The sequence below is a fragment of the Achromobacter sp. K91 genome (genome assembly GCF_003576205.1).
Taxonomy (GTDB): Bacteria; Pseudomonadota; Gammaproteobacteria; order Burkholderiales; family Burkholderiaceae_B; genus Achromobacter; species Achromobacter aegrifaciens.
In genome coordinates this window covers 118,584-136,903 of record NZ_QWFB01000031.1, presented here as the reverse complement: position 1 = coordinate 136,903, position 18,320 = coordinate 118,584, and the positions used below count along the sequence as shown (strand labels likewise).

The following is an 18,320-nucleotide window of genomic DNA, read 5'->3' as shown; positions in this document are numbered from 1 at the left end:
GAAGGCGTAATCTTTTGTTCTATTCGGGATTCAGGCAAGCGCTTGGACGTTGCAAAACGCGTCTGTGGCTTAGAACTCGTAACAAGAATCGATGATGCGAAAGAAGTCATCAGGTATTCTCGAACCCCTTGGTTACAGGGGTTTAGACGACCTCTGCAGACACGGGACTTCGCATGGCAGAAGACGAAAAAAGATCGCGATCACCGACCTCTGTTCCCAGCTTGCTCGCAGGACGCTCACCGTCACCGGATGAACGCGCAGCGTCGCGCATCCTCGCCGCGCTAGAGGGGCGAGTGCCGGACGCCGAAGTCAAACACCTGGCGCCCAAGCGCCGTTCCCGCTTGCCGCTGGCCTTGCTGCTGCTATTGCTGACGGGCGCCGCGGGCGCGGTGCTATATAGCGTGTTCGATACGCCGCCGCTGCCTGTGGTTGCTGAATCGACTCCTCCGGTTACGCCGCCCGCGCAGCCCGCCGCCGCGCCAGCCGCTCCAACAGCGGGTGCGCGCGTGGCCGCTGCCGATCCCGACCCGCAGCCTTCTTCCGCGGCCGTCATCGAAGACCATCCTCTCGCGCAATTGGGACTTCCCAATGCCGATGAGGACCGCGCGCCCGAGAACCCCTTGTCTGCGTTGGCCGTCACCGCCGCGCCGCCGCAGCCTCGCGCTGCGTTGCAAGCGCAGGCCGCTGCGCCCAAGGCAGCCGGGCCCACGGTGCCGCGCGCGATCACTTCGCAAGGCTCGCCCAAAGCGTCGCCCCAGGCCGCGCCGCAGCGCGCCAAGACGCCGCGCAACGATTCCGACGCCGCATTGCTGGCCGCGCTGATGTCCTATGGCCTGCCGCCGGCGTCGCCGCCCGGTACCAAGGTCTACAAGAACGACGGCGTCTTCGTCCGCGAACTGCCGGGCTCGCCCCTGGCGGCCCGGTTGGAGCAATGCCGCAAGCTGGGCTTCCTGGAAAGCGAGCAATGCCGCTTGCGGGTGTGTTCGGGCTATTGGGGCACGGCGCCCGAATGCCCCAATCCGCAAGCCCAGGTCGAACCCTGAGTCTTCAGAGAAGGTTTTTTCCGCAATGGATCCGACTGCAACGCCTGGCCTGTTCAGTTCCGACGCCCGCCTCTACAGCCTGGAGGGCGAGGGCGCGCTCGCCTCGCTGCAGGTCGAGGGCTGGATCGCGCGCGAAGCCTTGTCGGGCGTTTCGCAGACGCGCGTGGTCGCGCTGTCCGACGACGCCGGCCTGGAATTGCGCGACATGATCGGCCGCCCCGTGACACTGTGGACCACGCGCGCCGACGGCAGCCGCGCGAGTCGCAGCGGTCTGGTCCGCGAAGCCGAGCTGCTGTCGGGCGACGCGGGCCTGGCGCGCTACCGCCTGACGGTCGCGCCCTGGCTGTGGCTGGCCACGCAGCAGCGCAACAGCCGCGTGTTCGAAGCGCGTTCCGTGCTGGACATCGTCAGCCATGTGTTGGGCGGCTACGAAGGCTATGTGCATCGCGTGGCTCCCGATGCGGCCGAAGCGCAGGCCGGCGTGGCGCCGCGCCCCTACACCACGCAGTACCGCGAGACCGACTATGACTTCATCAGCCGCCTGCTGGCCGAAGCAGGCCTGGGCTGGACGACGGTCGAAGATCCGGAGGTTCCCGCGCGCCACGTCGCGCTGATCTTCGCCGACAGCCGCGGCCTGGCCGAGGATGCCGAGTCGGCAGGCGGCGGCGTGCGCTTTCACCGCGCCGGCGCGACCGAGTCGCGCGACACCGTGCAGGCCATGTCGCGCCAGTGGCGGCGCGGTCCTGACCGCGTCACCGTCCTGGGCTGGCACGGCGGCGGCAAGCGCGCCGTGGCGGCAGAGGCGCTGGCGCGTCCGGCAGACAGCACTGACGACGCGGGCCTGGAATGGTACGAGGTGGCAGGCCACGGCAGCTTTGCTGATGAGGCCGAGGCGCGGCGCCAGGCCACGCTCGCGATGGAAGCCGTACAAGCCGGCGCTGAGACTTTTGTCGGCCAGGGCGGGGTGCGTACCTTCCGTTCCGGCACGCGTTTCACGCTGCAGAACATGTCTCCACTGGGGCCTGCCGACGAAGAAGGCTTCGAGCCCGCCTTTGCGCTGGACCGGGTCGAGCACGTCGGCATCAACAACCTGCCGCCAGAAACCCGAGCCTCGCTGTCGCAGCGCTTGGGTGGGCTGGACGCACATTTGGCCTTGGATACCGAGGCGCCCGCGGCGCCTGGCGCGGCGGGTTCGAACGCCGATCCGTCGCGGCCCGACGCCGCGGTGTTGGCGAAAGCGCGCGAGGTCGGCTACGCCAACCGCTTCCAGGCGGTGCGTTGCGACCGCCCCTGGCGGCCAGCCTTGCCGCAGACACGCGGCGCGCGCCTGAGCGGCGCGCCTTCGGTCCATGGCGTGCACACGGCCATCGTCACGGGCGCCGACGGCGCAGTGCAGGCGCAGGGCGAGGACGAGATCCTGCGCAACAAGCGCGGCGACGTGCGCATCCGATTCCATTGGCAGGCAGACGATGCCGAGGGGGTGGCCAAGAGCCGCTGGGCCCGCGTGGCGCAGCGCCAATCGGGCGCAGGCATGGGCATGAGTTTCGTGCCGCGCATCGGCCAGGAGGTGCTGGTGCGCTTCCTGGACGACGACGTTGACCAGCCCATCGTCGTGGGCGCGCTGTACAACGGCCGCGGCGAGGGCGGCACGCCCGCCACGCCGGGCGGCCGGGACGGCGGCAAAGCCGACACCCAGGTCTACACCGCCGCGCGCGATGCCGCACCCAGCGCCCAGGCCAACCTGGCGGGAGGCAACGCGCCTGCCTGGCATGGCGCCGCGGGCGGCGACGAGAACCACCGCAACGCCGCCGCGCTGAGCGGCTTCAAGAGCAAGGAGTTCGGCGGCTCGGGCTACAACCAGATCGTGTTCGACGACAGCGACGGACAACTGCGCCTGCAGATCAAGAGCAGCCAGGAAGCCAGCGAACTGAACCTGGGCCACCTGATTCATCAGGCCGGCAACTACCGCGGCGGACTGCGCGGCCTGGGCGCCGAGCTGCGCACCGACGCCTACGGCGCCGTGCGCGGCGGCGCGGGCGTGCTGCTCAGCACCTACGCCGGCACTGGCGCCAGCGCCGGCCCCGCAGGCGAGGCTGCGGGCTTGCAGGCGCTGGCCAGCCAGGCCGACCAGATGGCGCGTTCGCTGGATGGCGTGGTCGGCGCGCACCAGGGTCTGCGTCTGGCGAGCGCGCTGGGCTCCAAGGGAGCGGAAGCGAGCGTGCTGGATGACGGCAAGGCGCCCTTGGCCGCCATGCATCGCGCCGTGTCCGGCACCGTCGCAGGCGAAAGCCTGGATGGTGCGCGTAGCGACGCTTCGGCCAAGCACACCCAGGCGGCCGAGGGCAAGGTGCCGCACCTGACCGATCCGGTCGTGTTCATGGCCGCGCGCGCGGGACTGGCGCAGGTCGCCGGCCAACACATGCAATACACCGCCGGCGAGACCGTGCACTGGTCGGCCGGCAAGGACCAGAACCTGGCCGTGATGGGCGCGCTGCGCGTGCACACCGGACAGGGCCTGGGCATCGTCGCCGGCCTGCAGCAGGGCGGCGCGGACTCCGGCCTGGACCTGATCTCCGCCACCGGCGACGTGCACGTCCAGGCCCAGCACGACATCCTGCGCGTGCAGGCGCAGAAGGACATCACCATCGGCAGCGCGCAGACCAACGTCGAGTATGCCGCGCCCAAACGCATCCGCATCGCCACCGCGGCCGGCGCCAGCATCGTGCTGGAAGGCGGCAACATCACGGTGACCGCGCCGGGGCGCATCGATGTGAAGACGGGGAACAAGCAGTTTGCGGGGCCGGACCGCATGCCTTACGCTTTTCCCCAGTTCACGGTCTGCAAACAATGCGTGCTGGACGCGCACGATGGCGTGCAGTCCATCACGGACAAGGCATGAGGCGGGCAAGCGCATGACGGATTGGCAATCCCTGCTTGGCGAGACGCTGCGGCATGCTGAAGTCAGCCGCATCGAAACGGGCGAGGCAGTGCATGCCTATCTGCTCGTGGATTTCCGCAACCGCGCGGAGCTGGCCGCGCCAATCAAGAGCAGCGCTCAAGTCAGCCACGGTTCGGTCTGGCTGGGAACGGATCTGGCCGTATACGGTGAAATCGCGCCCCTGCTGATCGAAATAGACGATCTGACGCGTTTTGAACTGGGGCGCGACACGGACGGGCCATACACCTCTGAACTATTGCGGCTGCTGCGCAGGGTGTACGAGGCGGACGGTGGGCAGTTTGCGGTCACCCATATCCTGTCGCCCATGGCCCTGGCCGAACTAATGGCACATTGCGCGTACTACGGCGACTATGGTTTGCCGGACGGTCGCGAGTATTACCTGCACTTCTACGACAGCCGCATTCTGGACCGCGCTTTTCAGGTCTGGAGCGAAGCCGAGCGCGAGCGTTTCCTGGCGCCGCTGACGCTCATGCGCTATTTGCGCCGGGACGGTTCCATCGCCGAGTGGAAGGGCGGTGGAGAACGTGAATTGAGCGCTGCGGCGCTGCCGGCGCCACAGCCGTTTACCTTGCTGCAGCATCAGGCGCTGTTGGATCTGGATTATCCGGACAAGCTGGCTTTGCAGATCCGAAGGATCTATCTGGGCGTCCTTGGCGATCTGCGGCAAGACGAGCTGTATGCGCGAGTTCTGGAGCAGATGGAGCGTGCCAAGTCTTATGGCATCGAGACTGAACGCGACATGCTGGATTATGTGGCCTGGGGGATCACCATTGCGCCACGCTTCGATGAACATGAAGCGATCTTGCCGGCTTTGCGCGGATTCAGAAAGAGCGGAAAGGGTCTGTCGCAAGCGTTGGAGCATGTTCCGGATGCTGTGTGGGATGGCCTGATGTACGTGGAACAGGACCGACAGGAGTTGGCGTCAGCGGCCAAGGAGAGAGGCGTGGTCACGCTCAGGCAGGCGAATCAGGAAAGGAGAAGTGATGCGTAAGGCATTGATCGTGCTTTTGTCGTGGCTGGGACTGCTTGCCGGCTGCAATGGAGAGCCCACATACCAAGGGGTCAGTCTGATCGCGTACAACTATACGCCCTGGGACGTGGCCAACATTTCGATTGCCGACAGCGCGGGGAATAAGGCAGGTACTGGCGCCATCAGGCCAGGCGGTGGGGAAGGGTCGGTGACCTGCTGCTACACCTTGAAGGGCACGACTTTCACGGTGAAATGGCGAGTCGCTGATGGCGATGAGTTGCGCAAGCACATGTACGACGGGAAGTTCAATGAGATGTTCATCAACAAGGAAACGACGGTGAACTTTCCTGCCAGCTCGATTCCGTCAGGCGATGGTCCGTTGAATCTGGAGTTGCACATCTATCCCGATGAGCATATGGAGATGGTGCTGAGCCGGAAGTTACTGGGTCAGGCTCGGATTCCGATAGTCGAGACGAGCCGCTGGTTGTATAGAACGTACCCCGACGCTTTCAAGGAATACGAGGACGCTTCCGAGTTGAATCAACGTCTGGTGAAGGTCACGAAGACTGCCTGGACCAAGTATCGCATCCAGGATGAAAGCGACTTGCGCCAATACATGTACCTGTATTTCACCGTGGCCGCCAACTTCGACGCCGACCCGGAAATCGCGGAGATTTTGTCCAAGCCCGATCGCCGACCAGGGGATTTCGCGAAAGCCGTGTCCGCATTCGGAGAAGAGAAGATCGCTCGCCTGCGGTCGGCTGGAACGCTTCCTGGAGCACCCCATGGCTGAAAAGATGCAGTTGCCGCTCGTGGACCGTACTCCCGCGACCGTATTGAAAAAAATGGTTGAGAACGAGGCGGCGTATCCGAAAGACGATTGCGACGAATGCGGAGCCGTGATTCGTATCGGGTTCTTCTTTGATGGATTTGGCCGTCATCGGGACGAGGATGCTTTTAATCCCACCTATTACTCCAACATCTGCCGGCTTTGGGAGGCGCACTGCGAAGCCTCCGATCCGAGTCGACCGCAGAAGCAGCATTGGTTCCGCTTCTACTATTCGGGTCTGGGAACGGATCTGAATGAGGATGCCAAAGTAAAAAAGCTCAACTATGCGGCCGCAGTGGGAGCAAAGGCGGCGCTCGCCGAGGGTGGAAAGGCGCTGACGTCCGCGGGAAAGAACATTACGAGGTTGGATGAGGTTCCCGAGACCGACGCAGTGAAACGCCTGAAGGGCGCCACGCAGAAGATGATCAAGGAGGGATCCTTCCAGCCGATGGTGAAGGCATACAAGGACGTGGTAAAGGACGTCCGAACTTTGCCTGACAAGGCGGTGAGAATATGGAACGTGTGGGATCCGGAGCGCCTGGTCAATCGCGCGGAAGGAACCATTCGCGGATTTTGGGCAGGCTTCAAGAATAATCCGCTAAAGGTAGCTTGGACAGCGGGAAAACAGGTGGTAAAGGCGGTCGCGCTTGAAGGGGTTCCGGTTATTCGCGACAACAAAACGGTTGCCTATATCATGGGCACGGGGGTGGATATCCGTGTTGATGCCGCGTTGAGTCAGCTCGTCGCGGCGCACCAGGCGGTCAGCGCCCAGATGAACAAAGTACTGCGCATCGAGATCTCTGTCTTTGGCGGTGACAGAGGAGGGGTGGTGGCGCGTCAGTTCATCAATGATGTGGTCAAGAAGTACCGGCGCAGGAATGACCGGGACCTGGTCATGAAGGGTGAAAGCGGTGCCCCCGATGCGGAGATCCGCATCAGATTCCTGGGCTTGTTCGATTCCGTATCTTCGATCATGGACGAGAATACGTTCCTGGGCTTTCTGCCATTCACGGATCTTATCAAGCAGACTCACAAGGACCGGACCTTGACCGTCCCGGCCGCGGTGGATAAATGTGTTCATTTCGCGGCGGCCCACGAACTGCGTGCCAATCAGCGTCTTGATAGTTTGGAAAAGACCAGGGGCGAGCAGTATCTTTATCCAGGGTCTAGCGGTGACGTGACTGGTGTTTGCCCGGAAGGTACGTTGGGCGCACGCACGGAACTGTCGCGCGTCCCGCTACGTGACATGTTGAATATCGCGCTCTCCCATGGGGTGGCGATGTACAGCATGGAGCGGCTGTTCAAGGATTTCCCGGTTGTCTTCGATAGGTTCACGCTTTCATCCCAGATCAAGGATGGCGGGCAAAGCTACGGCATTGCCGATTTGATGGGCGCCTATCGCGAGGTCGTGAAGTACGAACCCGGTATCGACTTCATGCGGCACATGGAAGTCTTCCTGCGTTGGCTCGCAGTTCGGTATCAAGATCCGGTCTTCAAGGCTGAGCTTGCGGACCCCGCCGAAAAATGGATCCAGGATCGCGATTTCTTCACTCCGGAGCAGGAATACAACGAAGAGTTCAGGCGCGTATCCATGCTGCCGCGCGAGGAACGCAACAAGCCCGAGAACACGGCTCGCCTGAAAGAGCTGGAAGCGCTCAAGGACGAACGTTGGAATCGTGCCGTCGCGAGCCGGGGCGAATTGCCGCCGCAGCGCTTCAAGCCGCTATGGCAACGCCTGGAAGCGGAGTATCTCGCGCTCGAAGACGCGGAACGCAAGGATGCCGAAGATGAACAGCGCAAGGAAGATTTTCGCCGCAAGAATCCAAATACCGTGCAGGCCATGGAAAGAATGGAGCAGGATCTCCTGGACCAGCAGAACATGCGCAACGAGCTCATCACACGCGGCGGTGGCACGCTGACCGAAGAGGACAAGCCGAAAGATCCTTTCGCTGATATGAAAGCCAAGCGTGAAGTGCAAAAGCGTCTGCTCACCGTATGGCGCGAGGCGAGCGCCGGGACCAACCCTTTACCTCCCAAGGTCATGGCGCTGTTCGACTTCCTGGTGCATGACGCCATGTTGAGCAGCTGGCCCGATCATTTGCTGGCCAGCACTTCACTGTACTTCCGAGTGAGGGACAAGGACATTTTTGGCAAGACCGACTTCAAGGCGGAACAAGCCAAGTTCAAGTCGGACAATGAGTCGGCATCGCGGGTTGATCAGATGCGCGCCAATCTGGATGGAATGGCTCCGGTTCGTCCGTAGCTGTGTCGGCGTCGGAAGCATCCGGCTTGAGTGATAGAGCATAGGGGATGAGCATGCCGCGAGAGCGTCGGGGACTCTAGCCAGCTCGCTTTGCGACAGCAACAGAAATGCCAGAGTCCGTGGATGCGCAGGAATCGGTGTGGAACCAGTGGCGACTGGGCAAGCCTATGATCAAAGTGGGATGTCGAGGATGTCTGAGCGGAATCAGGGAAAGACAGGGCGCTCGCAACTCGGGCGGTTGGTCGCACTCGGTGTACTGGCGGTGATCGCCGTGGCGGCGGGGGCTTATGTCTACGTAGAGCGAAGCCAGACGCAAAATTTTCAACGAAGCGCGTTGGAAGGATCGGTGGCGGTCTACTCGTACAACTTTACGCAGTACGACGTGGCGTATTCGTTGATGCCTGGTCTGCGATGGATCGCCAGAGCGAATTCGGCCACAGGAAATAATGTGCAGTCATTCGGTTACAGGCCAGCTGCGCCTGATGCTCCGATGCAGATATCGTGGCGCTATGACTCTGGTCCTCAAGCAACGGGAGAGGGAGACTATCCATTTGTCGTGATGCTTCCACAGCCACAGCGGCCAGCGGGCGCCGTGGTGCTGGAATTGCGTATCTATCCCGATGGCAAGGCTGCTGCGCGCTATGTCACGCGTCCGCTGGTATCGGATTTCAGCAACGTGGCCCCTGAGCTTCCGGGAAGCGATTGGGTGTCGAATCGATGATCACGTCAGAAGTCCGGATAGAGATAAACCTTGATGAAGCGGGTCATCGGAGAGCTTGATCCGTAGGAGACGGTTTTGCGTGAATTCGTCATGTGGTCCACCGACATGATCCTCTACGCCACAAAAGCCCTGGGTTTTGCGCTGCCCCTACTCTATCTCCTCGGGATCGCAGTCCACGTGCGCCCAAACCGTTTCGGAGCCCTGGGCTCCGCGGCATCGCGCAAATGGTTTGCCGTGTCCATGGTAGCCGTCTGGGCGTTTGCGGCCGTGGGTGCCCTGCTCGTCTATTACGTCGCCCGGAACTATGACCGTTGGTATGGATATTTCCTGTTCTTTTTTCCCTACTATCTGGGACCGGCGCTGATTTTGTCCGTGACCGGCCTGTGGGTCGGGTACCGGTTGTGCAAGGGGGGGAAGGGCAATGCCTGATGTGCCGCTAAAATCCCGCCATGCTTCCGCCTCAAGTCCTCGTCGCCCTCATCGTCCTGATGCTCGCCGTCGTCATCCCGCTGTTCGCGGTGACGATCCAGCTAAGCCGTTTCATCCATTGGTCCTTCTGGGCCGACAAAACCACGCGCGGCGATCGGCCGCATTTCACGGGGCCGGTGCTGGCGCTGATCTTCAGCATCCTGGCCGCCAGCGATTTCGTGGGCTATGAACCCTTTCTGACGATCTCGGCGATGAATCCAGTGCCGATCGAGGCCAGGGCCTACTTCACTGTCGCGATGCTGGCGCTGGCCGTCTGGTGCTGGGCCTACGGGCGGTCGATCCGGGACCGAGCGCTGCGCATGATCGGCTGGGGCTCCTGAAGAAAAGCGCCTACTTGGCCGCCTGCACTTCGATCTTCACCGTATTCGAGCGCACGCCGTTCGATTCGATATACACCTCGTAGACCGCCGGATCCTTGGGCAGCTGCACCTGCGCAGCAAGGTCGGTGCTGAACTGCGTGCCGACGCTGATGCCCGGGCTGATGGGGATGCCCTTGGGCGGACGCGAGCTGGGGATTTCGTCCACTTCCATGCCGGGGCGTTTACGCGGCTTGTATTCGTAGGCCACGCCTTCATAGACCGCCTTGGTCTGCGTATTGATGGCGACGAAGCGCGGCAGCTTCTGGTTCTGCGATACGGGAATGATGCCTTGCGCGCAGACCGGGATCACCAGCGCGCCGGACGCCTGCGGACGCACGCGCGCGGGCGCGGCGATGTTGAGCTGGTCGTCGCTGCCATGGTTGGGCGGAATGCAGGCGTGGTCGCGCACCGTGCCGATGGGGGCGGTGGCGAACGAGGGCGGGTCGATCCAGTCGGTGTTCATCGTGGTCTTCTGGGTATGTGGGGTGGGGCGCGCGGCGGTGGCGGCGCCAGGCGCGGCCATGGCCATCGCGGCCGCGAGCAGCAGGGCCAGCGCCGGCGCCACGCGGCGCCGCGCGTCAGAACGAGGGCCAGCCATTGGACATGTCCGTCTTGCGTACGGCCTGGGCGCAGCTGGCGCAGAAGCGGATGCTGACGCAGTCGCCGCCGAACATGACGCAGGAGCCGGTGTGGCTGGGATCGGCCTGGCTGGCGGGCAGGCCGAAGTGGCAGTGGTTGCCGAACTGGGAGTAGAAATACGGACCCTTGTCGAGTTTGGACGAGTCCATGTCGGCTTCGTCCGGGTGGGCGCGTACCCACTCGGGTCCGCTGGGCGTCATGCCGATCAGGTGGCCGATCTCGTGCACCAGCGTCTGCTGTAGATAATCCAGCGTGTTGGGCTCCCAGGGGCTCATCGCCGCCACGCCAAGGAGGTTGGTGCCAGGGAACGCCACGCCGCCCGCGGAGCTTTCCAGCAACCGGACCTTCAGAATGATCTTGCCCGAGGTCGGCACGGGCACCAGGCCCGCCATGCGGATGTTCAGGGTATCGCAGGCTTTGGGATTCGCAGGGTCGTAAGGCACCGGGGTCATGCGATCCTTGGGGATGGGGACCTGCCTGATGCCGGCCGCAGGGTCGGTGTACTCGAACAGGCATTCGACGTACCAGTCCACGCCAGGTTCGATGTGATACCACAGGAAGCTGAGCGTGCCGTCGGCGTTGACGAACTGCACCTGCTTGTCGGCCGCGCCGGGACCGGCAGAGGCTTGCACGTAAATGGGCTGGACGGGCAGCATCGAGGCCAGCCGGTCGATGTGGCAGACGACGAGCGTATAGGGCTCGTGGTCCGGGCCCTGCGACCCTGGATAGACGGAGGCGGCCAGCCGGCGCAGGCGTTCATAGCCGTCGTCCGTGAACACGTCCATGTTGGCGTCGCCGCGCGTGCTGACCGGCGGCAATTGCACGACGTCCACACCATGCCGCGCGTATTCCGTAGCGGTCGGCTGGAAGCCGTGGCGGCGCGCCAGAGCCTCGGGGCCGGGCAGCATGATCTCCTGGAGATATAGCCGCCTTGCGGTCTCGACCTGCTCCGTGGAGATGATCTGGTTCTTGTCGTTCACCACCTCGAAGGTATAGGTGTTCAGGCCGGCGGCGGGCAGGGTGATGTTGTCGACCACCTTGGTGCCGTCGGCGTCGGTTACGTAGCTGTACGAACGCTGGTTGGGCTCGCGGTACAGCGGTTGGCGGCTTTGCTCACGCGCGGAGTACACCGCGTTGCCCGGACGCGGGCTGACCTTGACGCTGAAGCGATGCTGGCCGGCCTTGTTGAAGCGCACGCGGATCCTGGGCCTGTTGGTCTGGCGGTCCAGGCTGTCCAGCGCCTGGCCATCGTTCCAGACCTCGTCCTCTTCCTTCAGGTTGACGTACTGGAGCTTGGCGCCGCTCCTGGCCCGGTAGGCGGACGGCGTGGGTGCGCCGGCATCCGGCGTCCCGGCCGCTGCGGAGCCGCCCGCGTCCTGGCCGCCGGGCGCGCCAGCGGGCCTCGCCACAGGGCTGGGCAGGCCGACGCCGGCCATTTCCATGACCCGCTTGGCCATCGCCGGATAAGGCGAGTTCGCCACCGCGGGAATGTTCATGATCGCCTCCGCCACCTTGGGCAGCGTGACGTTGGATATCGTGGGCGATTGCAGGATGGCGCCGACCACGGACGGAATCGCGGAGTCGGTCAGGCCCGGCGTGCTGAGTATGGCGCCCGCCACCGCGGGCAGATTGCCCTGGTTGACGTCGGGCATGGTCAGCAGCGTGTTCACCGCCGAGCTCAGCGCGGCGGGGCGGCCGCCCATGGCGCCCATGGCCTGGGTCATGACCGGGCCGATGGCGGACCCCACGCCGCCGCTGCCGGCGGCGGTCAGGTTGGAGGCGGCGCCCAGGGCGGATGCCGCCGTGGCGTTGCCCATTGCCGTGGCGGCGCTGGAAGCGCCCGACAGCATGCCCGAGGCCGACGGGCCGGCGCCTGCGGCCGGCGAGGCGAAGGTGGATGCCTGCGAGGCCAGGGCCGACGCCTGCGTAGCCATGCCGCCGGCCTTGGACACGGCGCCTGCCGCGTCAGTCAGCGCCTGGGGCATGGAAACCGCGCCGGCCAGTGCGTCGCCAGCGCCCTGTGGAATCTTCATGGTGGAGAGGCCGCCGTCCATCAGCGACGGCGTTGCCATGCTGGCCAAGGATTGCGTGGCGCCGTTAGCCAGTGAGGACGTGGCGCCGCCAGTCAGCGACGGAGCCACATTCTGCATGGCCGTTTGCGCCATGCCGCCGGCCTTTGCCATGGCGCCCGACATCAGTTCCGAGCCCGCCTTGCCCGCTGCCTGCATGGTCTTGCCGGCCATCGCGCCCAATTCCTGCACGGGCTTGAGCGCTTCGCCGGCCATGCTCTTGGCCTGGTCCAGCATGCCGGAGGCGCCATCGGCCGCGGCGGACAGGCCCTTGGATACGGCGGTTGCGCCGCTTGCAAGCGCCGCGCCCGCGCTACCCAGCAGCGAGCTTTGCGATCCGCTGGCTGCAGCTGCTGTGGGGCCTCCAGCCGCTGGAGCCGAGGCGACCGCGCCGGTCGCGCCGGCCGCATTCAGCGCCTGGCCGGAGCCGGCTTGCGCCCGCAGCTTGGCCTTGGGACGGTGCACCAGTTCGGCCGTGACCAGCATCGGATCTCCCACTTGCGAGGACGGCAGCGCGGGCAGCGCGGCCGCGTCACTGGCAGGCCCGATCAGGTTGTGGGATGCGCCCTTGACCGAGAACATCCCCGGCCCCTTGAACAGGATGTCGCCGCCATTCATGACGATGCTGGCGCCGGCGGCCTGCAGGGTGATGCTCTGGTTCGCCAGGATCTCGATGCTGTCGGTAGTGGAGGTGACGGTGATGTCCTGGCCGGCCAGCATTTCCAGCATGTCGGTATGCGCGTGGATCGACACAGGCGATTCGGCGGCGACGGCGCGGATGCCGCCGTCCTGCACGAACAGACTGGTGGAGCGGCCGGAGGCCGTGGCAAAGGTCTGGCGCGCTGCCACGTGGCCGTCGGCCTGCGCGGTGACGTGCAGGTTTTCGCTGGCGTGCAGGATGGCCGAGGCGGGCGTGGCGAAGTTCAGGGAGGAAGGCGCGTCGATCAGCATGCGGGCGCCGTCGATGCGCTCCACTGCGTCCGTGCCGGTGCGTTCGCCGCCGCTGGCCTTGACCGCCTGCTGGCCGCCTACGCTGCCCGGATAGCGGCCATCGCCCTTGGGATCGATGGCGCGGGTCAGCGTGTCGTATTGGCTGGTGGCCGCGAGCGCGCGCGCCTGGCGCTGCGTGCCGGCGGCATCCAGGCGTTGCGCCGCATTCTGCGCCCCGCGCAGCAGCGCCAGCGCTTCCTGCGCGTCGGCCTGGGTGGAGCGCGCGTCCTCGCGTGCGTTGGCGGACAGCAGCATGCCTTGTCCTGAGCGCACCACGGTCCAGGCATCCGAGCGCAGCTCGAAGCCGGTGCCGCGCCATGCGCCGCGACTGGATTCATCCGCGCCCTGTTCGACCAGATAGCCCAGGCCCAGCTGCGTGGCGCCGATGGAACTCGACAGGCGCGTGCGCATCTGCCGCGGCGTGTCGTCGAACAGCCATTGGCTGTGGCCCTCGCCGTCCAGGCCCTTGCTGTGCCAGCCGCTGAGCCTGCCGGGATGATTGGCTTCAGCGTCCTCGCCGGCGGACCAGGGCGGCAGGTCGGCGTCGTTGTACAGCTGGGCCGAGGCCACGGGCTGGTCGATGTCGCCGTCCAGGAATTCGACCAGGACCTCGGTGCCTTTGCGCGGCAGATGGTGCGCGCCCCAATTGGGACCGGCCTGCGCGCCCGCAACGCGCAGCCAGGTGCCGGAACTGTCGTCGCCCGGCGCATTGCCGGTGTCGTCGCCATGGCTGCGGTGCGCCAGGCCACCCGGTAGCGGACGCGCGCCGCGCTGCCAGGGGAATTGCACCTTGATGCGCAGGTCGCGGCCCGAGGAAATGGGCGCGTCCTGCGCAGCCACCACGACGGCCGTCAGGCCTTCGGGCGCCGTGGGTTTGGCGCGCCAGCCGGGCATAAGCGGCGCGGCTGCCGGCAGGGCGCCGAAGGTATTGCGGTAAGAGCCATGTTCCAGATCGGAATCGCCCAGCGCCTGGGCGGCCTGGCTGCCCAGGTTGTTGGCGGCTTCGTGTTCGACGTGCAGCAGCGTGTAGCGGTTGCCGCCCATCTCATCGACGGCCTGGCCCGAGCCCCCGGCGTAGCGGCTGTGCTGCGTCAGCGTGAAGTCATGGCCGGGCATCATCTGGCGGGCCGTGCCGCCGCCGTCGAAGCGCACCATGCGGGCTTCATGCGCCTGCAGGCTGCGCGCGGCGGCAAGCTCCGCGCTGTCGCCGTCGGCATGGCGGCCGTGGCCGTCGTAGTCATAGTCTTCAAGGCGCGGCACCGCGCCGGCCTGGACGTCGGACTGCGCATGCGCCGCGTGCGCGAGCAGCTTGCGGTCGTCCCAGGCCAGGCGCGTCACGGCATTAGGCCGTACCGCCCGGGACGCGCCAAAGCGCGTGATGCTGTCCTCGGTTTCCGTGGCGTCGCTGCGGTGAAAGCGCAGCGCGGCGTCGGGGCAGGGGGGCCGCGCCGCGCGCGTGTCGAACACGACCAGCCGGTGCCGCGCGCCGCCCGAGGCTTCGTCCTGCTGTTCGCCCTGCTGGTGGTCGAAGCGGAAGCTCAAGCCGGCTTCCGCCATCAGGCGCAGCACGAAGGCCAGGTCGGTCTCGCGGTACTGCGTGCGCAGTGGACGCGGCGCGGGCAGTTCGGCGATGTCGAACGAATAGGCCGCCTGCGGATAGTCGGCGAAGATCTCGCTCAGGATGTCAGTGACCGACTTGTCCTGGTACAGAAAGCTGTCGCGGCGCAGGCCCAGGGCTGCCAGCCAGGGCGCGGCGTGCAGCCGGTAGCGCGCCAGGCCGCCGTCTGCGCCCAGCGCGTCCACGCCTTCCACCACTGCATGCCATTGGCGCCTGTTGCCGTCGGCCAGCAGCAGGCTGACGCTGATCTCGCGGCCCAGCAGGGCTTGCACATCCAGTTCGGCCGAGGACGCCAGGCAGTCCAGCGTCAGGGCAAACAGTTCAGACACGCCTTCGCGCAGGACCATCCGTTCTACCGCCAGCGCCGCATCCAGGGGCGTGCGCATCTGCAGCATACGGGCGTTCTGGGAGAGGGCGGCAACATCCAGGCTGCTGAATCCGGCGGGCGCTTGGGAACGGTCGGTCATGGTGCTGAGCGGTGGCCTGAGGCCTTCAGGGTAGCGAGATGGTCAGGTGCGCGGCGCGCGGGCCGATCTTGACGATGTCATGGTACGGAGCCATGGCGGTCTGCATGTCGCGGTTCAGGAAGTGGCTCATGCCCAGATAGGCCAGCAGCCCCAGCAGCGCGAACAACGCGCCGATGCTCCACAGCGGCACGTCGCGCTTGAGCGTGTGGGCGATCTTGTCGGGCAGGGGCCAGTGCGGCGCGAAGCCCGCGCGCTTGCCGCGCAGCAACGTGATTTCATCGCCAAGCCGCGCCGTGAGATAGCCCAGCTTCTCCTGGCCTTCGATCATGTACTTGCCCTGGAAGCCCAGCAGCAGGCACATGTAGAACACTTCCAGCGATTGCAGGCGCGGCGCGCCCTGCGCGCGCAGGTCTTCCAGGCGCGCGAAGAAATTCTCGCCCGCAAGCTGTTCGCCAAACAGGGTCAGCTGCAGCGGCTGCAGCATCCAGGCGTCGCGGATGGAAAAGCCCGAATTCAGCACGGTCTCGTCCACCGCGGCGCAAAATGCGTACTTGGTGGCGTAGACGTCCTCGGCCGGAATGTCCATCTTCTTCGCGCTGCGCTCGAAGTCTGCCAGGAACTGCTGCACGCGCGCCGAGAACGAGGCGGCGTCCACGGGTTCCTGGCCGCTTTTCAGCAGGAACAGCATCAGGAAGCCGTCGTACAGCAGGTCCAGCAGGGACTTCGCGGGGCGCGAGCCATAGAAATCGGCGGCTCGGGGAGGGAGCGAGGCTCCGGGCATCAGGGTAGGCGCGGCGGCGGTCATGGGCAGGCTCTAGCGGGTGACGGCGATGAGGTCCAGTTTCAGTTCAGGTATGCCCGAGGGGGCATAGATGGCGATGCTGCGTGCCTGCAGCATGCGGTCATACAGCGAGCCGCGTGTTTGCAGGGTGAAGTAGCAAGCGCCCGGCTTGACGGGCACGGCGGGCGGAACCTGCGGCGTGTAGACGAGCTGCACGCCGGGCATGGCCGAGAGCACCAGCTTTTCCACGTCGTCGGGCGCGCCCACCTTGAAGCGCAACGGCACGGTCTCGGCCAGTTCGCTGGCCGGCGTGGCGGCGGATACCGACAGGTAGAGCGCGGTGGTCTCGTCGAGCTTGCCGGAATCCAGCCGGCCGACGTGGAACGAGGGGCGCAGTTCTTCCAGCACGATGGAGAAGTAGCGGGTGGAGATGACGGTGTCGAGCAGGTCGCGCAGGATTTCGTCCAGCTGCGCGAAGGCCGCGCCCGGCGCGTCATGCTGGTAGGCCGGCAGGTCCGCCAGGGTGTGCACCTTGGAGAAGGTCATGAGCGCGCCGGCCAGCCGCAGCATTTCCTGGAACAGGCGCTCGGGATGCAGCTGCGGGTTGTGGAACAGGTGCGACAGCGCGGAATAGGCTTCGTTGCAGGTGTGCAGCAGCCAGAACGAGGCCACATCGCCCGAGCGGAACTCGATGATGTTCTTGTTCGGTTCGCGGTGAAAGCCATAGAGCGCGTTGACCTTGGCCTGCAGTGCGTCCAGCAGCCGGCGCAGCTGTTCGAACAGCGCGCTGCACGCCTGCACCGTGACGCTGGGGGCGATGAAGCTGGTGTCCAGCTCGTAGCCGGCGCTGGCCGTGCGGCGCACGCGCGCTACGGGAATGGTCAGCAGCGCGTCGCGTGGCTCGTGTTCCGACAGCAGGCGCACGTTCTTGCGCAGGAAGGCAAGTTCGGCCGTGCTGGCGTTGGTGTACAGATCCGGCGCGGGGCTGTCCTGGTGCGCATAGCGCGCATCGAAGCCCTGTTCCTGGCGCGTGTCCCGATAGTTGCCGCCGATGTCCTTCATCGGGTGCAGCGCCAGGTAGAACACCGCCGTGCTGGCGCCGTCCAGGCCGTCCAGCGCGACCGCGGGCGGCAGGTCGTCGTTATGGGGGGCGCTGTAGATTTCGCCGTCGGGAAATATCGCGGAGAGCTCGGTGGCGCGCAGCATGCCGTTGGCAAGCGCCGCCGCGTCGAAGCGCGCCGCGCGCAGGCCCCATGCATAGGGATGCAGCGCGCGGCTCATTTCCGCGAGGCGGGCCTCGTGGTACGCGTCTTGGCGTTGAAAATGTTGGGGCCGCAGGAACAGCCCCTCTCCCCACAGTATCTTCGCTGAATGGCTCACGTTTGCTGGCTCTTGCTTCTTATATATAGAGGGCGTCGATGACGGCGGCTAGGCGCGGCTTGCGTTCAGTTCGGGCATTGCACCGAGCCGAGGCGGGCCGGGTCGAAGCCGGGCACGCCCGGTGGCAACACTATCTGTCCGGTGACCACGGTCATCGCGCAGGCATGGGCGCCCATGACGATGCCGGTGTCCTCGGCGGTCTTCACTTCGAATACGTATTTCCAACGCTGCGGCGCGGGCGCGTAGAACAAGCCCGCGACAGCGATGTAGGCAGCGGTTTTAGGCACTTTTTCCAGGTGTTCGTAGCGCTGTCCCGGCGTCAGTGTGACTTCGCGTGCAGCGATGATGCTGTCACCCAACGCCGCCTTTTCGGCGTCAGTATCAACCAATTGCGTGAGCGGTGCGCGCTGAAATGCCTCGGCATTCTTCAAATAGTATATTTTCGTAACCACAGCCATTGGCTGTCCGCTACTCGCATTCAAATTTTCTCCGGCATGTATCGCCAATTTCACATCGATTGGCGCATTCGGGTCTTTTTTCAGGCCCGCCATATCCATCATGCCGCCGGTCATTCCGGCCACCGCTCCGATCGCTGAAACCGCTGCGCAACCGCTGATTACGGGGCTTGCCGCGATGATGGCCGCTGCTGCCATGCACCGAGAAAAATAGAGATGTTTTGACATGGCTCTTTATACCGGAAGCCTGCGACAACATACAGATCACGGCACGATGAGCGAAGTTTC

13 protein-coding genes are annotated in these 18,320 nt (G+C 65.2%); 8 read left to right on the top strand and 5 right to left on the bottom strand.

Translation table 11 applies throughout. The features are described from left to right. Positions 1-293 precede the first annotated feature (293 nt). From DXK93_RS14040 to DXK93_RS14010, 8 genes are all read left to right on the top strand, one after another. Positions 294-1,043 carry a hypothetical protein gene (locus tag DXK93_RS14040; RefSeq protein ID WP_054452052.1) on the top strand — a complete coding sequence of 250 codons (750 nt, stop codon included), beginning with the start codon at positions 294-296 and terminating at the stop codon, positions 1,041-1,043. Between the two features lie 25 nt (positions 1,044-1,068). Then, on the top strand, positions 1,069-3,942 hold the full coding sequence (locus DXK93_RS14035) for a type VI secretion system Vgr family protein (RefSeq protein ID WP_119450361.1): 2,874 nt from the start codon (positions 1,069-1,071) through the stop codon (positions 3,940-3,942). Positions 3,943-3,955: 13 nt separating this feature from the next. Next, positions 3,956-4,993: a DUF4123 domain-containing protein gene (locus DXK93_RS14030; RefSeq protein ID WP_233564549.1), complete on the top strand. Its 1,038-nt coding sequence runs from the start codon at positions 3,956-3,958 to the stop codon at positions 4,991-4,993. Then, on the top strand, positions 4,986-5,765 hold the full coding sequence (locus DXK93_RS14025) for a DUF3304 domain-containing protein (RefSeq protein ID WP_119450359.1): 780 nt from the start codon (positions 4,986-4,988) through the stop codon (positions 5,763-5,765). The genes DXK93_RS14030 and DXK93_RS14025 overlap by 8 nt, the downstream gene beginning before the upstream one ends. Then, complete coding sequence (locus tag DXK93_RS14020) at positions 5,758-8,064, top strand: phospholipase effector Tle1 domain-containing protein (RefSeq protein ID WP_119450358.1); 2,307 nt, start codon at positions 5,758-5,760, stop codon at positions 8,062-8,064. Before DXK93_RS14025 ends, DXK93_RS14020 begins: the two co-directional genes overlap by 8 nt. Positions 8,065-8,254: 190 nt before the next feature. Further along, positions 8,255-8,785 carry a hypothetical protein gene (locus DXK93_RS31840; protein WP_147400242.1) on the top strand — a complete coding sequence of 177 codons (531 nt, stop codon included), beginning with the start codon at positions 8,255-8,257 and terminating at the stop codon, positions 8,783-8,785. A 75-nt stretch (positions 8,786-8,860) separates the two neighbouring features. Next, positions 8,861-9,214 (top strand): hypothetical protein, encoded by a 354-nt coding sequence (locus DXK93_RS14015; RefSeq protein WP_119450357.1) that lies wholly within the window; start codon positions 8,861-8,863, stop codon positions 9,212-9,214. A gap of 20 nt (positions 9,215-9,234) precedes the next feature. Further along, positions 9,235-9,594, top strand: coding sequence for a hypothetical protein (locus DXK93_RS14010; protein ID WP_054452046.1), 360 nt, complete (start codon positions 9,235-9,237; stop codon positions 9,592-9,594). 10 nt (positions 9,595-9,604) lie between these two features. On the opposite strand, the gene DXK93_RS14005 is transcribed toward DXK93_RS14010, so the two are convergent. The 5 genes from DXK93_RS14005 to tssJ all read right to left on the bottom strand — a co-directional run bounded on the left by DXK93_RS14005 (position 9,605) and on the right by tssJ (position 18,260). Beyond that, positions 9,605-10,231: a hypothetical protein gene (locus DXK93_RS14005; protein ID WP_119450356.1), complete on the bottom strand. Its 627-nt coding sequence runs from the start codon at positions 10,229-10,231 to the stop codon at positions 9,605-9,607. Then, positions 10,212-15,416: a type VI secretion system tip protein TssI/VgrG gene (gene tssI / locus DXK93_RS14000; RefSeq protein WP_119450355.1), complete on the bottom strand. Its 5,205-nt coding sequence runs from the start codon at positions 15,414-15,416 to the stop codon at positions 10,212-10,214. Before tssI ends, DXK93_RS14005 begins: the two co-directional genes overlap by 20 nt. Before the next feature lie 25 nt (positions 15,417-15,441). Continuing rightward, a complete protein-coding gene (icmH, locus tag DXK93_RS13995; protein WP_223283522.1) occupies positions 15,442-16,197 on the bottom strand; it encodes a type IVB secretion system protein IcmH/DotU in 756 nt (251 codons plus the stop codon). 33 nt (positions 16,198-16,230) lie between these two features. Beyond that, positions 16,231-17,577 carry a type VI secretion system baseplate subunit TssK gene (gene tssK, locus DXK93_RS13990; protein WP_054452043.1) on the bottom strand — a complete coding sequence of 449 codons (1,347 nt, stop codon included), beginning with the start codon at positions 17,575-17,577 and terminating at the stop codon, positions 16,231-16,233. 65 nt (positions 17,578-17,642) lie between these two features. After that, positions 17,643-18,260, bottom strand: coding sequence for a type VI secretion system lipoprotein TssJ (gene tssJ, locus DXK93_RS13985; RefSeq protein WP_225588881.1), 618 nt, complete (start codon positions 18,258-18,260; stop codon positions 17,643-17,645). Between the last annotated feature and the right edge of the window lie 60 nt (positions 18,261-18,320).

Bases quoted from the DNA above. Each gene is read 5' to 3' on its own strand.
- DXK93_RS14005 (WP_119450356.1), bottom strand. From the start codon at position 10,231: ATGGCTGGCCCTCGTTCTGACGCGCGGCGCCGCGTGGCGCCGGCGCTG.
- DXK93_RS14020 (WP_119450358.1), top strand. From the start codon at position 5,758: ATGGCTGAAAAGATGCAGTTGCCGCTCGTGGACCGTACTCCCGCGACC.
- DXK93_RS14010 (WP_054452046.1), top strand. From the start codon at position 9,235: ATGCTTCCGCCTCAAGTCCTCGTCGCCCTCATCGTCCTGATGCTCGCC.
- DXK93_RS14025 (WP_119450359.1), top strand. From the start codon at position 4,986: ATGCGTAAGGCATTGATCGTGCTTTTGTCGTGGCTGGGACTGCTTGCC.
- icmH (WP_223283522.1), bottom strand. From the start codon at position 16,197: ATGCCCGGAGCCTCGCTCCCTCCCCGAGCCGCCGATTTCTATGGCTCG.
- DXK93_RS14035 (WP_119450361.1), top strand. From the start codon at position 1,069: ATGGATCCGACTGCAACGCCTGGCCTGTTCAGTTCCGACGCCCGCCTC.
- DXK93_RS14030 (WP_233564549.1), top strand. From the start codon at position 3,956: ATGACGGATTGGCAATCCCTGCTTGGCGAGACGCTGCGGCATGCTGAA.
- tssJ (WP_225588881.1), bottom strand. From the start codon at position 18,260: ATGTCAAAACATCTCTATTTTTCTCGGTGCATGGCAGCAGCGGCCATC.
- DXK93_RS31840 (WP_147400242.1), top strand. From the start codon at position 8,255: ATGTCTGAGCGGAATCAGGGAAAGACAGGGCGCTCGCAACTCGGGCGG.
- tssI (WP_119450355.1), bottom strand. From the start codon at position 15,416: ATGACCGACCGTTCCCAAGCGCCCGCCGGATTCAGCAGCCTGGATGTT.